The organism is Micromonospora sp. BS32 (assembly GCF_059089345.1).
Map to the genome: position 1 here is coordinate 59,198 of NZ_JBSSHR010000022.1, position 14,443 is coordinate 73,640.

The following is a 14,443-nucleotide window of genomic DNA, read 5'->3' on the forward strand; positions in this document are numbered from 1 at the left end:
CGCTGTCAATCGACGGGGAGGCGGTGGCCCGGATCACCTCGACATGTCCATGCAGTGCGATGCATGAACTTGCAGAGGCGGGCCGTCCCGACTAGCCTTTGCTGCATAGTCATGCGGAGGTGAGTATGGGCATCCGAGTCGCGGTAGCGGGAGCCAGCGGGTACGCCGGCGGCGAACTGCTGCGCCTGATCGCCGGGCACCCCGAGTTCGACCTCGTCGCGGCCACCGGGCACGCCCAGGCCGGCCAGCCCGTCGCCGCCGTACACCCGCAGCTCGCCGGCCTCGACCTGGTGCTCGGGGCGACCAGCCCCGCGGTCCTGGCCGACGCGGACCTGGTCTTCCTGGCGCTGCCGCACGGCCAGTCGGCGGCGCTCGCCGCCGACCTGCCCGAGACGGTGAAGGTGGTCGACCTCGGCGCCGACCACCGGCTGCACGACGCCGACGCGTGGGCCCGCTACTACGGCGGCCCGCACGCCGAAGCCTGGACCTACGGCCTGCCCGAGCTGCCCGGCCAGCGGGCCGCGATCGCCGCCGCCACCCGGGTCGCCAGCACCGGCTGCTACGCCGTCGCCACCACCCTCGCGCTCGCGCCGCTGATCGCCGCCGACGCGGTCTTCCCCGCCGACGTGGTGGTGGTCGCCGCCTCCGGCACCTCCGGCGCCGGCCGGGCCGCCAAGCCCCACCTGCTCGGCAGCGAGGTGATGGGCGACCTGTCCCCGTACAAGGTCGGCGCCCACCAGCACGTGCCCGAGATCAAGCAGGCCACCGGGGCGACCAGCCTCTCCTTCACCCCGGTGCTGGCCCCCATGCCGCGCGGCATTCTGGCCACCGTCACCGCGGTCCCCACCGGCGACGCCGACCCCCGCGACCTGTTGCAGCGGGCGTACGCGGACGAGCCCTTCGTGCACGTGCTGCCCGAGGGGGCGTGGCCGCACACCGCCGCCACCGCCGGCGCGAACACCTGCCACCTGCAGGCATGCGTCGACGTCGACTCCGGCCGGGTCATCGTGGTCAGCGTGATCGACAACCTCGGCAAGGGCGCCGCCGGCCAGGCCGTGCAGAACGCCAACCTGATGCTCGGCCTCCCCGAGACCACCGGCCTGTCGACCTTCGGAGTCGCGCCATGACAGTGACCAGCCCCAGAGGGTTCCGGGCGGCCGGCGTCGCCGCCGGACTGAAGAGCAGCGGCGCCGCCGACATCGCCCTCGTCGTCAACGACGGCCCCGACGCCGGGGTCGCCGGCGTCTTCACCGCCAACCGGGTCAAGGCAGCGCCGGTGCTCTGGACCCAGCAGGTCGTCCGCGGTGGCGTGGTCCGCGCCGTGGTGCTCAACTCCGGCGGCGCCAACGCCTGCACCGGCCCCGCCGGCTTCCAGGACACCCACGCCACCGCCGAGCACACCGCCGCCGCCCTCACCGCCAGCAGCCCCCGGCGGATGCTCGGCGCCGGCGAGGTCGCGGTCTGCTCCACCGGCCTGATCGGTGAGCGGCTGCCGATGCCGAAGCTGCTGCCCGGCGTCCGCACCGCCATCCGCGGCCTGGCCCGCGACGGCGGCACGGCGGCGGCCGAAGCGATCATGACCACCGACACCCGGCCCAAGACCACCGTCGTGCGGGGCAGCGGCTGGACCGTCGGCGGGATGGCCAAGGGCGCCGGCATGCTCGCCCCGGCCATGGCCACCATGCTCTGTGTGCTCACCACCGACGCGGTGGCCGGGGGCGAGGCGCTCGACGCGGCGCTGCGCGCCGCCACCCGGGTCACCTTCGACCGGATCGACTCCGACGGCTGCATGTCCACCAACGACACGGTGCTCCTGCTGGCCAGCGGCGCCTCCGGCGTCGAGCCCACCGAGGCCGAGCTGACCGCCACCGTCACCGCCGCCTGCCACGACCTGGCCCAGCAGCTCATCGCCGACGCCGAGGGCGCCACCAAGCAGATCGCCATCGACGTGGTCGGCGCGGCCGACGAGGACGACGCGGTCGAGGTCGGCCGCGCGATCGCCCGGAACAACCTGGCCAAGACCGCGCTCTTCGGCAACGACCCGAACTGGGGCCGGATCCTCGCCGCCGTGGGCACCACCACCGCCGCCTTCGAGCCGGACGGGGTGGACGTCGCCGTCAACGGGATCTGGGTGTGCCGCTCCGGCGCCGCCGCCGAGGACCGCTCCAAGGTCGACCTCTCCGGGCGGGACGTCACGATCCGGATCGACCTGCACGCCGGCGACGCCGCGGCGACGATCTGGACCAACGACCTGTCGCACGCGTACGTCCACGAGAACTCGGCGTACTCCACATGAGCGCGAGCAACGCAGCGAAGCGGAGCCTCTCCGCGGACCTCACCCGGGCCCAGGTCAAGGCCGAGACGCTGATCGAGGCGCTGCCGTGGCTGGCCCGCTTCTCCGGTGCCACCGTGGTGGTCAAGTACGGCGGCAACGCCATGGTCGACCCCGCACTCCAGCGCGCCTTCGCCGCCGACATGGTCTTCCTGCGGTACGCCGGCCTGAAGCCGGTCGTCGTGCACGGCGGCGGGCCGCAGATCTCGGCCATGCTCGGTCGGCTCGGCATCGCCAGCGAGTTCAAGGGCGGCCTGCGGGTCACCACGCCCGAGGCGATGGACGTGGTCCGGATGGTGCTCGTCGGGCAGGTGGGCCGGGAACTGGTCGGGCTGATCAACGCGCACGGCCCGTTCGCCGTCGGTCTCTCCGGCGAGGACGCCGGCCTCTTCACCGCCGTGCGCCGCCCCGCCTACGTCGACGGGCTCCCCGTCGACGTCGGGCAGGTCGGCGACGTGGAGTCGGTGGACGTCTCCGCCGTCGCGGACCTCATCGCGGCCGGCCGGATCCCGGTGATCTCCACCGTCGCGCCGGACGTCGACGGGGTGCTGCACAACCTCAACGCCGACACCGCCGCGGCCGCGCTCGCCGTCGCCCTGGACGCCCGCAAGCTGGTCGTCCTCACCGACGTGCCCGGCCTCTACGCCGACTGGCCGGACACCACCAGCCTGGTCAGCGAGATCAGCGCCGATGACCTGGCCAAGCTGCTGCCGTCCCTGGAGTCGGGCATGGTCCCCAAGATGGAGGCCTGCCTGCGGGCGGTGCGCCACGGAGTGCCCGCCGCGCACGTCGTCGACGGCCGGGTCGCCCACTCCACGCTGCTGGAAGTGTTCACCTCGGAAGGATTCGGCACGATGGTCGTGAGCGCGCAATGAGCACACTGGTCGAGCGCTGGGGTGCGGCCCTGATGGACAACTACGGCACCCCGCCGCTGGCGCTGGTCTCCGGCTCCGGCGCCGTCGTGGTCGACGAGGCCGGCCGGGAGTACGTCGACCTGCTCGGCGGCATCGCGGTCAACGCCCTCGGGCACGCCCACCCGGCCGTGGTCGCCGCCGTCTCCCGGCAGGTCGCCACCCTCGGGCACGTCTCCAACCTCTTCGTCGCCGAGCCGCCGGTGGCCCTCGCCGAGCTGCTGCTGGCCCTGGCGGGCCGGCCCGGCCGGGTCTTCTTCGCCAACTCCGGCGCCGAGGCCAACGAGGCCGCGTTCAAGCTGTCCCGGCTCACCGGGCGTACCCACGTGGTCGCCACCGAGGGCGGCTTCCACGGCCGGACCATGGGCGCCCTCGCGCTCACCGGCCAGCCGACCAAGGCCGACCCGTTCCGCCCGCTGCCGGGCGACGTCACGCACGTGCCGTACGGCGACGTCGCCGCGCTGGCCGCCGCGGTGACCGACGCGACCGCGATGGTGATCCTCGAGCCGATCCAGGGTGAGAAGGGCGTCGTCGTCCCGCCCGCCGGCTACCTGGCCGAGGCGCGGCGGATCACCGCCCGGCACGGCGCGCTGCTCGTCCTCGACGAGGTGCAGACCGGCGTCGGCCGTACCGGGCACTGGTTCGCACACCAGGCCGAGGGTGTCGAGCCGGATGTGGTGACGCTGGCCAAGGGGCTCGGCGGTGGGCTGCCTATCGGTGCCTGCCTCGCCTTCGGGCGGGCCGCCGAACTGCTCGCCCCCGGCTCGCACGGCACCACCTTCGGCGGCAACCCGGTCAGCTGCGCCGCCGCGCTCGCCGTGGTCGCCACCATCGCCAGCGAAGGGCTGCTCGACCACGTCAAGCGGGTCGGCGAGCGGCTGCGCCGGGGCGTCGAGGCGCTCGGCCACCCGCTGGTCGCCGAGGTGCGCGGCGCCGGTCTGCTGCTCGGCATCGTGCTCACCGCGCCGGTCTCCGGCCCGGTCAGCACCGCCCTGCGCGAGGCGGGCTTCCTGGTCAACCCGGTACAGCCCGGCGTGGTCCGGCTCGCCCCGCCGCTGATCCTCACCGCCGCCCAGGTCGACGCCTTCCTCACCGCCCTCCCGGCGGCCCTCGACGCGGCGGCCCCGGCATCGTCCGCCACCAACGCGGACGACCGCGCTGCCGGGGCCGCCACCGCCAGCCCGCTCAGCACGGAGGTCGACGCATGATCCGGCACTTTCTGCGCGACGACGACCTGACCCCCGCCGAGCAGTCCACCGTGCTGGATCTGGCGGCCCGGATGAAGGCCGACCGGTTCGCGTTCCAGCCCCTGGCCGGGCCGCGCTCGGTGGCGGTGCTCTTCGACAAGCAGAGCCTGCGCACCCGGATCTCCTTCGACGCCGGCATCGCCGAGCTGGGCGGCCACCCCCTGGTGGTGGACACCCAGGTCACCCACTTCGGCCGGGGCGAGACCCTCGCCGACGCCGGCCGGGTGCTCTCCCGCTACGTCGCCGCCATCGTGCTGCGTACCCACGGCGACGACCGGATCGCCGAGGTCGCCCAGGGCGCGACGGTGCCGGTGATCAACGCGCTCACCGACACCTACCACCCCTGCCAGCTCCTCGCCGACCTGCTCACCGTCCGTGAGCACTGCGGCGGCACGCGGGGCCGGGTCCTGGCGTACATCGGCGACGCGGCGAACAACATGGCGCACTCGTACCTGCTGGCCGGGGCGACCGCCGGGATGCACGTCCGGATCGCCGGCCCCGCCGGTTTCCAGCCCGATCCGCAGATCGTGGCCCGGGCCGAGAAGATCGCCGCCGGCACCGGCGGATCGGTCCGGGCGCTCACCGACCCGGTCGAGGCGGTCCGCGACGCCGACGTGGTCTCCACCGACACCTGGACGTCGATGGGGCAGGAGGACGACGGCCTCGACCGGATCACCCCGTTCCTGCCGTACCAGGTGAACGACGCGCTGCTCAGCCACGCCGGGCCGGAGGTGATCGTGCTGCACTGCCTGCCCGCCCACCGGGGCGAGGAGATCACCGACGAGGTGCTCGACGGGCCGCGGAGCGCGGTCTTCGACCAGGCGGAGAATCGCCTGCACGCCCAGAAGGCGCTGCTGACGTATCTCCTGGAGGCCACCGCATGACCGCCCCGCTGACCCGTGCCGCCCGGCACGGCCGCATCGTCGAGCTGATCCGCGACAAGGCGATCCACTCGCAGACCGAACTCGCCGACCTGCTCGCCGGCGACGGCATCCAGGTCACCCAGGCCACCCTCTCCCGCGACCTCAAGGAGCTGGGCGCGGTCACCGCGCGCGGCGGCGACGGGCGCGGCGTCTACCTGATCCCCGAGGACGGCCAGCGCCCGCTGCGCGACGCCGAGGCCGCCCCGGCCCGGCTCGTCCGGCTGCTGCGCGAACTGCTCAACGGGGTCGACTCCAGCGGCAACATCGCCGTACTGCGCACCCCGCCGGGCGCAGCCCACTACCTGGCCAGCGCGTTGGACCGAGCGGGCCTGCCCGAGATCGTCGGCACCATCGCCGGCGACGACACCATCCTCGTCGTGGCCCGCGAGGCCGCCGGCGGGGCCGCGCTCGGCGACAAGCTCGCCGGGTGGGCCCACCGGGAAGAACACGTTGAAGGGAGCACCACACCATGACCGAGCGGGTCGTCCTTGCCTACTCCGGAGGTCTCGACACCTCCGTGGCCATTCCGTACCTCGCCGAGCAGACCGGCGCCGAGGTCATCGCGGTCGCGGTGGACGTCGGCCAGGGCGGCGAGGACCTCGACGCCATCCGGCAGCGCGCCCTGGACTGCGGCGCCGCCGAGTCCGAGGTGGTCGACGCGCGCGACGAGTTCGCCGCCGACTACTGCCTGCCGGCGATGCGGGCCAACGCGCTCTACATGGACCGCTACCCGCTGGTCTCCGCGCTGTCCCGGCCGCTGATCGTCAAGCACCTGGTCGCCGCGGCCCGCAAGCACGGCGGCACCATCGTGTCGCACGGTTGCACCGGCAAGGGCAACGACCAGGTCCGCTTCGAGGTCGGCCTGAACGCGCTCGCCCCCGACCTGAAGATCATCGCCCCGGCCCGCGACTTCGCCTGGACCCGGGACAAGGCCATCGCCTTCGCCGAGGAGAAGGGCCTGCCGATCGACGTGTCGGCCAAGTCGCCGTACTCGATCGACCAGAACCTCTGGGGCCGGGCCGTGGAGACCGGCTTCCTCGAGGACATCTGGAACGGCCCGATCGAGGATCTCTACTCGTACACGTCCGACCCGGCCGAGCCGCGCGACGCCGACGAGGTCGTGATCACCTTCGACGCCGGCAACCCGGTCGCCATCGACGGCGAGACCGTCACCCCGTACCAGGCGATCCTGGAGCTCAACCGGCGCGCCGGCGCCCAGGGCGTCGGCCGGCTCGACATGGTCGAGGACCGGCTGGTCGGCATCAAGAGCCGCGAGGTGTACGAGGCCCCCGGCGCGATCGCGCTGATCGCCGCCCACCAGGAGCTGGAGGCGGTCACCGTCGAGCGGGACCTGGCCCGGTTCAAGCGCGGCGTCGACCAGCGCTGGGGCGAGCTGGTCTACGACGGCCTCTGGTTCTCGCCGCTGAAGAACTCCCTGGACGCGTTCATCGACGACGCCCAGCGGCACGTCTCCGGCGAGGTGCGGCTCACCCTGCACGGCGGCCGGGCCACCGTCACCGGCCGGCGCTCCGAGGCCAGCCTCTACGACTTCGGCATGGCCACCTACGACACCGGCGACACCTTCGACCAGTCCCTCGCCAAGGGCTTCGTGCAGCTCTGGGGCCTGCCGAGCAAGATGGCCGCCGCCCGGGACGCCCGGCTGGGTGGCTCCTGAGCATGGGCACCACAATGGGTGGGGTGGACGACAAGAGCCTGACCGAAAACAGCGCCGCCACCAACCGGACGAGCCTGTGGGGCGGCCGGTTCGCCGGCGGCCCCGCCGAGGCCCTCGCGCGGCTGTCGGTGAGCGTCCAGTTCGACTGGCGCCTGGCCCCGTACGACCTCGCCGGCTCCCGGGCGCACGCCCGGGTGCTGGCCGGCGCCGGGCTGCTCGACCCGGACGAGCTGGGCCGGATCCTCGCCGCGCTGGACGACCTGGAGGCGGCCTGCGCCTCCGGGCAGTTCCGCCCCACCATCGACGACGAGGACGTGCACACCGCGCTGGAGCGGGGCCTGCTGGAGCGGTTGGGGAGTCTCGGCGGCAAGCTGCGCGCCGGCCGGTCCCGCAACGACCAGGTCGCCACCGACCTGCGGCTCTACCTGCGTGACCACGCCCGCGGGGTGGCCGCCCGGCTGGTCGAGCTGGCCGAGGCCCTGGTCGAGCAGGCCGAGCGGCACGTGGACACGGCCGCGCCCGGGATGACCCACCTCCAGCACGCCCAGCCGGTCACCTTCGGGCACTGGCTGCTCGCCCACGTGCAGCCGTTGCTGCGGGACCTGGAGCGGTTGCGCGACTGGGATTACCGGACGGCGATCAGCCCGCTCGGCGCGGGCGCGCTGGCCGGCTCGGGCCTGCCGCTGGACCCGGTGGCGGTCTCCAAGGAACTGGGTTTCCGCACCTCCTTCGCGAACTCGATGGACGCGGTCGCCGACCGGGACTTCGTCGCCGAGTTCCTCTTCGTCACCGCGCTGGTCGGCGTGCACCTGTCCCGCCTCGGCGAGGAGGTGGTGCTCTGGACCTCGCACGAGTTCGGCTGGGTGGAGCTGGACGACGCCTTCGCCACCGGATCGTCGATCATGCCGCAGAAGAAGAACGCCGACATCGCCGAGCTGGCCCGGGGCAAGTCCGGCCGGCTGGTCGGCGGGCTGATGAGCGTGCTCACCATGCTCAAGGGCCTGCCCATGACGTACGACCGGGACATGCAGGAGGACAAGGAGCCGGCCTTCGACGCGGTCGACACCCTGGAGCTGCTGCTGCCGGCGCTCGCCGGGATGATCTCCACGATGACGGTCCGGGTCGACCGGTTGGTCGCCGCCGCGCCGGTGGGCTTCTCGCTGGCCACCGAGGTGGCCGACTGGCTGGTCCGCCGGGGCGTGCCGTTCCGCGACGCGCACGAGATCACCGGCAAGCTGGTAGCGCTCTGCGTGGCCCGGGAGTGCGCCCTGGACGAGGTCTCCGACGCCGACCTGGCCACGGTCAGCGAACACCTCGACCCGTCGGTGCGCAACGTGCTCTCGGTGCGCTCGGCGCTCGCCGCGCGGACCACGCCCGGCTCCACCGGGCCCGGCCCGGTCGCCGACCAGCTCGCCGCCGCGGCGGACAAGCTGGCCGGCTGGCGGGAGTGGGCGGCCGAGCAGGTCGTACCCCGCTGAGGTCGTCGGGGTCGGCGCGGCGTGGGCCGCGCCGGCCCTCAGGCCGTCGGCCGCTCCCGCTTCGGCAGCTTCGCCACCACCGCCTCGTACGAGGCGTCCGCCGCCTCGGTCAGCTCGTCGTCGGGGATGTCGCCGTCGAGCCGCAGGCTGTTCCAGCCCGACCGCCCGATGTACGGCGACGCCTTCGCGTCCGCCGGGAACCGGTGCAGCCACTCGTCGGCCACCTCCCGGCTGGGCCCGCACTTCACGCCGAGTCGTGCCTCGCCGTTCGGGGCGCCGAGGAAGGCGAAGATCCGACTGCCCACCTTCACCACCTCGTCGCCCTCCCAGGGCCGGTCCAGCCAGGCGCCCGGCATCGCCAGGCAGTACGCCAGCATCTCCTCGCGCGTCATCGTGTCCTCCCGGTGGCACGGTTGCCCGCCCAGTCTGGCCGACCCGGACCTTGATCGGTTGACCGAGGACCGGGACGCCACCGGGACAGCCACCGGCCGAACCGGTTGACCAGCGCGGCGTACCCGATGCCCAGCGCCAGCGATGCGGCCAGCGCGACCAACGGCAGGTCCCGCAGGTGCGGGTAGACCTGCCAGTGGGTCAGGTAGATGTAGAGCGAGCTGCCCGCCAGCACCCCGGCCACCCGGTTGACCGGCCCCAGGCTTGGCACGGTCGGCAGCCAGGTCAGCAGGGCGAAGCCGGCGACGATCAACGCCTCCCGCTGCGGCTGGCCGAAGAAGCCCGGCACGGTCGCCGCGGCAGCGGCGGTCACCAACAGTCGCTGTCGGACCCCGACGGCCCGGGCGGACGCCCAGCCGAGCGCGAAGAGCCAGAACGCGACCACCCCGGTGGGCAGGTCGTAGCGGGCGTCCAGGCCGAGCAGGTCGTACCGGCTGACCAGGCCGAGCCCGGCGAGGGCGACCGGCAGGCCGAACGGGAAGCGCCGTTCCAGCCGGTCGATGCGGGGCACGGCCAGCAGCGCGGCCATCGCCAGCAGGATCGTCACCAGCGCCTCGATGAACCAGAAGTGCCACTCGGTCCGCCCGTCCGCCGGCCCGACCAGGCTGTTGAGCAGCAGCAGGGTGCTCAGCCGGTACTGGTCGGTGACCACCAGCATCGCCGCGATCCAGGCCATGGTGGGCAGCACGATCCGGCCCAGTCCGGCCCGGATCTGGCGTAGCCGGCCGGCCCGGCCGGTGTCGGCGAGCTGGAACCGGGCGAAGTTGAAGCCGGCGACGGCGAGCAGCAGGTGGGCGCCGCCGGTGAGGGTGAACAGCGGGATGTGCGAGCCGACGATCAGCACGATCGCCACCGCGCGCAGCGCCACGCTGGTCTCCAGCGAGCGGCGCCGGCGGGGCCGCCCGACGGGCGGCGTAGGGAGCGACCCGATCGGCAGCAGGTGCCAGTTCGGCGGGAGCTGCCCGAGCAGCTGCTCCAGCCGGACCGACATCTCGACGTACGACAGCGAGTCGCCGCCCAGGTCGACGAAGCTGCGGTCCGGGGTGACGTCGGTGCGGTCCAGCACCTCGGCGTAGAGCTGGCACAGGTCGGCGGCCGGCGCGACGGACGGTGGCGCGGTCGGTGGGGCAGCCGTCGCCAGCGCGCGCAGCGCCGGATGGTCCACCTTTCCGTTGGCCAGCCGGGGCAGTTCGGGCAGCGACAGCACCCGGACCGCGCGGGGCGGCAGGCCCACCTCCCGGGCGACCAGCCGGCGGACCCGGCCCGGTTCGCCCTCCCCGGCCACGGCGACCAGCAGCTCGTCGTCGGCGCCCAGGCAGGCCGCCGCCACCCCGTGCGCGGCGAGCAGCGCCTCGACCCGCTGCGGGTCGACCCGCAGGCCGAGGATCTTGGCGAACCGGCTGCGCCGGCCCACCAGCTCCCAGAGGCCGTCCGGGCCGCGCCGGGCCAGGTCGCCGGTGTGCAGCTCCTCGACGGTACGGCCCGAGGCGAGGTCCGCCGGGCTCTCGGCGTAGCCGAGCATCACGTTGCGGCCGGTGTACACCAGCTCACCCACGCCGTCGGGCTGGTCGGCCACCGGCGCGAGCCGGAACCGGCCGCCAGGGACCGGCACGCCGATCGCCTCCGGCCGGGTCAGCGCCAGGTCCGGGGGCAGGTACGCCATCCGTGCGGTGGCCTCGGTCTGGCCGTACATGACGAAGAGGTCCCAGCCGGCGCGCCGGCCCAGCTCGGCGAAGCGGACCACCTTATCCGGCGCGAGGCGCCCGCCGGCGACCGTGACGTAGCGCAGGTGCGGCAGGTTCATCGCCGCGAAGCCGACCCGGTCCAGCAGGTCGAAGGTGTACGGCACCCCGGCCAGGCTGGTGGCCCGGGCGGCCCGGAACAGCTCCCAGAAGCAGTCGTCGGCCACGGAGCGGTCGGTGAGCACCAGCGCGGCGCCCCGGGCCAGGTGGCTGTGCACCACCGACAGCCCGTAGCAGTAGTGCAGCGGCAGGCTGGTCGCCGCCCGGTCGCTCTGCCGTACCCCGAGGTAGTCGGCGATCGCCTCGGCGTTGGCCTGGAGGTTGTCGGGCGAGAGCCGGACCAGCTTCGGTGAGCCGGTCGACCCGGAGGTGCTCAGCAGCAGCGCCAGGTCGGGGTGCAGGTCGTGCGCCGAGCCGGCCCGCCGTTCGGTGAGCCTCCAGGCGCCGTCGACCGGGCCGGCCACCACGTCCGGGTCGTACGCCCGGGCCAGCGCCGCGGTCGCCGGGCCGTCGCCGGGCACCAGCAGGACCGGATGCCCGCCGCGCAGCGCGCCGAGGTAGGTCACCAGCGCGTCGACGGTGTTGGCGCCGGCCACCAGGACGAGCCGCCGGTGCCCGCCGAGCCGGCGCGCGACGTCGTCGACGCGGGCGGCCAGCTCGGCGTACGACATCGTGCCGGCGGCGGTCACGACGGCGGGACGGTCGCCGTGGCGGGCCAGCTCGCGGACGAACGGCACCTCGGCGACGGCCGGCATCAGCTCGGGCGGTGAGGTCACGGCGGCAATACTAAGGTAAGCCTTCCCTCACCAGTCAGGCTGGGCGGCGGAGATCGTCGGGGAGGCGTCCCCGGAGCCGCTGGTCACGGCCCCGGGACCGCCCCACCTCACTTGACGATGGTGACGACATGCTCCTCGAACAGCGACATGCAGCCCGTGTCGCCGCAGACCAGGGCGGACGCCGATCCCCAGGCCTCGCCGGTGCGGAACGGCCGCTCGGACGCGACCACGGTGAGCTGCAACTGCTGAGCCGTGCCGTCGCAGGTCACCTCCTTCGTCGCGGTGCCCTTCGCGAGGCGGTTCGCCGCGCTCTGGGTGAGGTTGACCTGAATGCTGCCGTAGTAGCCCGGGTCGCAGGTGACGGTCACCGCGGCGAACACCACGGCGCCCTTCGCGTCGATCGTGGCCTCGCTGCCGAGCTCCAGCGACCGGAGCGGGCCGGTGTCCGACACCACCGCCGCGGCGGCGGGCTGCGCGGTCGCCAGGACCGCGCCGAGCGCCAGCGCGCCGAGCGCGGCCAGCGAGGTCCGGGACGTCAGTGCCTTCATGGGTTTCTCCTTCTCGATGGGACGACCGTGGTCCACCACGGGCGGCGGGCCCGGCGAAGCGGACCGCGCGCCGCCCGGCGGGCTGGGCCCGCCGGGCGGTCATGTCTCCACCACCCCCGTGTGTGCCGCCCGGTGAGGCGGGCGACAGGAGTGACACCCGCGGGGGCGGTGCCCGGTTGCGGCGGATCGACAGGTGTCAGCTTCGTGACAAATGCCTTCCCCATCGACGGACCGTCGGCGCGAGCCCCGGATAGGGTCGGCCCATGTCGTCACGGGGTGAGCGGGTGACCAGCCAGGTCGACGGCGCGCTGGCCGAGCTGCTCGACGGGCCGGTGCTGCCGGCCGCGCAGGGGCTGCTCGGCTGCCGCCTCTCCGCCGGCGGGGTCACTGTCCGGATCACCGAGGTCGAGGCGTACGCGGGGACGGCCGGCGATCCGGCGTCGCACGCGTACCGGGGGCGTACCCCGCGCAACGCGGTGATGTTCGGCCCGGCCGGGCACGCCTACGTCTACTTCACCTACGGCATGCACTGGTGCATGAACGTGGTCACCGGGCCGGACGGCGAGGCCGCCGCGGTGCTGGTGCGCGCCGGCGAGGTGGTCGACGGCATCGCCGAGGCCCGCGCCCGCCGTCGGACCGTACGCCGGGACGTGGACCTGGCCCGGGGCCCGGCGCGGCTCTGCGCCACCCTCGGCATCGACCGCTCCGCGTACGGCGTGGACCTGCTCGGCGACGGCCCGGTCCGGCTGCGCCCGGCGGTGACGCCGGTGCCCGGGGCGGACGTCTCGGCCGGCCCCCGGGTCGGCGTGACCGGCGCGCACGACCTGCCCTGGCGCTTCTGGATCACCGGCGACCCGACGGTGAGCAGCTACCGCCGGCACGTGCCGCGCCGCCGGGGCTGAGCCCGCTCCCGGCGTGGTCCTGGCGCTTCTGTCGGTGGGTGTGGCCATAATCACGCCACGCGCTCGCCAATGGATCGGAGGACGGTCATGCCCACGCTGCTCGCGATCGGCACCGCCAAGGGGCTCTTCCTGGCCACCCGGGAGGGCGCCCGCGCCGACTGGGAGGTGAGCGGGCCGCACTTCCCGATGACCGGGGTCTACGCCGTCGCCGTGGACCGGCGGCGCGGCACGCCCCGGCTGCTGGCCGGCATGACCAGCTCGCATTTCGGGCCGAGCGTCGCCACCAGTGACGACCTGGGCGCCTCCTGGGTCGAGCCCGAGCAGGCGCCGGTCGCCTTCCCGGCCGACACCGGGGCCACCCTCGGCCGGGTCTGGCAGCTCACCCCGGCCGGCCCCGACGCTCCCGACGTGGTCTGGGCCGGCACCGAGCCCTCGGCGCTGTTCCGCTCCGACGACGGCGGGCACAGCTTCACCCTGGTCCGCTCGCTCTGGGACCACCCGCACCGGCAGGAGTGGAGCGCCGGCTTCGGCGGGCAGGCCGTGCACACGGTGCTGCCGCACCCGACCGATCCGCAACGGATCACCGTCGCGATGTCCACCGGCGGCGTCTACCGTTCGGCCGACGCCGGGGCGAGCTGGTCCCCGGCCAACACCGGCATCCGCGCCTACTTCCTCCCCGACGAGTGGCCCGAGTTCGGCCAGTGCGTGCACAAGATCGCCCGGGACGCCGGCAACCCCGATCGGCTCTACGCGCAGAACCATCACGGCGTCTACCGCTCCGACGACGACGGGCGCAGCTGGACGTCGATCGCCGCCGGCCTGCCCAGCGACTTCGGCTTCCCGATCGTGGCGCACCCGTCCCGCCCCGGCACGGTCTTCGCGTTCCCGCTGGTGGCCGACGGGGAGCGCTTCCCGGTCGAGCACCGGTGCCGGGTGTTCCGCTCCGCCGACGCCGGCGGCAAGTGGGAGCCGCTCTCGGTGGGCCTGCCGGAGGGGCCGTTCTACCCGTCGGTGCTGCGCGACGCGATGTGCGCCGGGGACTCCTCGGACGTCTACTTCGGCACCCGCTCCGGCGAGGTCTACGCCAGCCGGGACGACGGCGACTCCTGGTCCCAGGTCGCCGCCCACCTGCCCGACGTGCTCTGCGTCCGCGCCGCGGAGGTGTAGAGATGGTCACCGTCCTGGTTCCCGGTCCGCTGCGCGGCGAGGCCGGCGGCGCCAGCCGCCTCACCGTCGAGGCGTCCGGGTCGGTTGGCGCGGTCCTCGACGCGCTGGCCGCCTCCTGGCCCCGGCTGGCCCGCCGGATCCGCGACGAGCGTGGCGAGCTGCGCCGCTACGTCAACCTCTACGTGGACGGGGAGGACTGTCGGCACGCCGGGGGAGTGGCGGCGCCGGTGGCCGAGGGCGCCGAGGTTCAGGTGCTCCCCTCGGTGGCCGGCGGCTGACGCCCTGCACCGCA

The 14,443-nt window shown here is 74.3% G+C and carries 14 protein-coding genes; 11 read left to right on the top strand and 3 right to left on the bottom strand.

Annotated features, from left to right (window positions below):
- Positions 1-125: 125 nt before the first annotated feature.
- Genes argC through argH form a run of 8 tightly spaced genes read left to right on the top strand, consistent with a single transcriptional unit; the run spans position 126 to position 8,566 of the window.
- Complete coding sequence (argC, locus tag AC5RWQ_RS25655; protein ID WP_494285203.1) at positions 126-1,127, top strand: N-acetyl-gamma-glutamyl-phosphate reductase; 1,002 nt, start codon at positions 126-128, stop codon at positions 1,125-1,127.
- Entirely contained in the window at positions 1,124-2,296 is a 1,173-nt protein-coding gene (gene argJ / locus AC5RWQ_RS25660) for a bifunctional glutamate N-acetyltransferase/amino-acid acetyltransferase ArgJ (protein ID WP_494285204.1), read from the top strand. Before argC ends, argJ begins: the two co-directional genes overlap by 4 nt.
- Positions 2,293-3,207 carry an acetylglutamate kinase gene (argB, locus tag AC5RWQ_RS25665; protein ID WP_494285205.1) on the top strand — a complete coding sequence of 305 codons (915 nt, stop codon included), beginning with the start codon at positions 2,293-2,295 and terminating at the stop codon, positions 3,205-3,207. Before argJ ends, argB begins: the two co-directional genes overlap by 4 nt.
- Positions 3,204-4,451 carry an acetylornithine transaminase gene (locus AC5RWQ_RS25670; protein ID WP_494285206.1) on the top strand — a complete coding sequence of 416 codons (1,248 nt, stop codon included), beginning with the start codon at positions 3,204-3,206 and terminating at the stop codon, positions 4,449-4,451. Before argB ends, AC5RWQ_RS25670 begins: the two co-directional genes overlap by 4 nt.
- Positions 4,448-5,374, top strand: a complete 927-nt coding sequence (gene argF / locus AC5RWQ_RS25675) for an ornithine carbamoyltransferase (RefSeq protein ID WP_494285207.1) — start codon at positions 4,448-4,450, stop codon at positions 5,372-5,374. Before AC5RWQ_RS25670 ends, argF begins: the two co-directional genes overlap by 4 nt.
- Positions 5,371-5,886, top strand: coding sequence for an arginine repressor (locus tag AC5RWQ_RS25680; RefSeq protein WP_494285208.1), 516 nt, complete (start codon positions 5,371-5,373; stop codon positions 5,884-5,886). Before argF ends, AC5RWQ_RS25680 begins: the two co-directional genes overlap by 4 nt.
- Positions 5,883-7,088: an argininosuccinate synthase gene (locus AC5RWQ_RS25685; protein WP_494285209.1), complete on the top strand. Its 1,206-nt coding sequence runs from the start codon at positions 5,883-5,885 to the stop codon at positions 7,086-7,088. Before AC5RWQ_RS25680 ends, AC5RWQ_RS25685 begins: the two co-directional genes overlap by 4 nt.
- 14 nt (positions 7,089-7,102) lie before the next feature.
- On the top strand, positions 7,103-8,566 hold the full coding sequence (gene argH / locus AC5RWQ_RS25690) for an argininosuccinate lyase (RefSeq protein WP_494285237.1): 1,464 nt from the start codon (positions 7,103-7,105) through the stop codon (positions 8,564-8,566).
- Positions 8,567-8,604: 38 nt separating this feature from the next.
- Here argH and AC5RWQ_RS25695 read toward each other — a convergent pair whose 3' ends face one another.
- From AC5RWQ_RS25695 to AC5RWQ_RS25705, 3 genes are all read right to left on the bottom strand, one after another.
- A complete protein-coding gene (locus tag AC5RWQ_RS25695; protein ID WP_494285210.1) occupies positions 8,605-8,958 on the bottom strand; it encodes an MmcQ/YjbR family DNA-binding protein in 354 nt (117 codons plus the stop codon).
- Positions 8,955-11,513 carry an AMP-binding protein gene (locus AC5RWQ_RS25700; RefSeq protein ID WP_494285238.1) on the bottom strand — a complete coding sequence of 853 codons (2,559 nt, stop codon included), beginning with the start codon at positions 11,511-11,513 and terminating at the stop codon, positions 8,955-8,957. Before AC5RWQ_RS25700 ends, AC5RWQ_RS25695 begins: the two co-directional genes overlap by 4 nt.
- A gap of 128 nt (positions 11,514-11,641) precedes the next feature.
- Positions 11,642-12,082 (bottom strand): hypothetical protein, encoded by a 441-nt coding sequence (locus tag AC5RWQ_RS25705; protein WP_494285211.1) that lies wholly within the window; start codon positions 12,080-12,082, stop codon positions 11,642-11,644.
- 263 nt (positions 12,083-12,345) lie between these two features.
- Here AC5RWQ_RS25705 and AC5RWQ_RS25710 point away from each other — a divergent pair, with 263 nt between their 5' ends.
- From AC5RWQ_RS25710 to AC5RWQ_RS25720, 3 genes are all read left to right on the top strand, one after another.
- Positions 12,346-12,984: a DNA-3-methyladenine glycosylase gene (locus AC5RWQ_RS25710; protein ID WP_494285212.1), complete on the top strand. Its 639-nt coding sequence runs from the start codon at positions 12,346-12,348 to the stop codon at positions 12,982-12,984.
- Between the two features lie 87 nt (positions 12,985-13,071).
- Entirely contained in the window at positions 13,072-14,151 is a 1,080-nt protein-coding gene (locus AC5RWQ_RS25715; RefSeq protein ID WP_494285213.1) for a WD40/YVTN/BNR-like repeat-containing protein, read from the top strand.
- A gap of 2 nt (positions 14,152-14,153) precedes the next feature.
- Complete coding sequence (locus AC5RWQ_RS25720; RefSeq protein ID WP_334489769.1) at positions 14,154-14,429, top strand: ubiquitin-like small modifier protein 1; 276 nt, start codon at positions 14,154-14,156, stop codon at positions 14,427-14,429.
- Positions 14,430-14,443 lie beyond the last annotated feature (14 nt).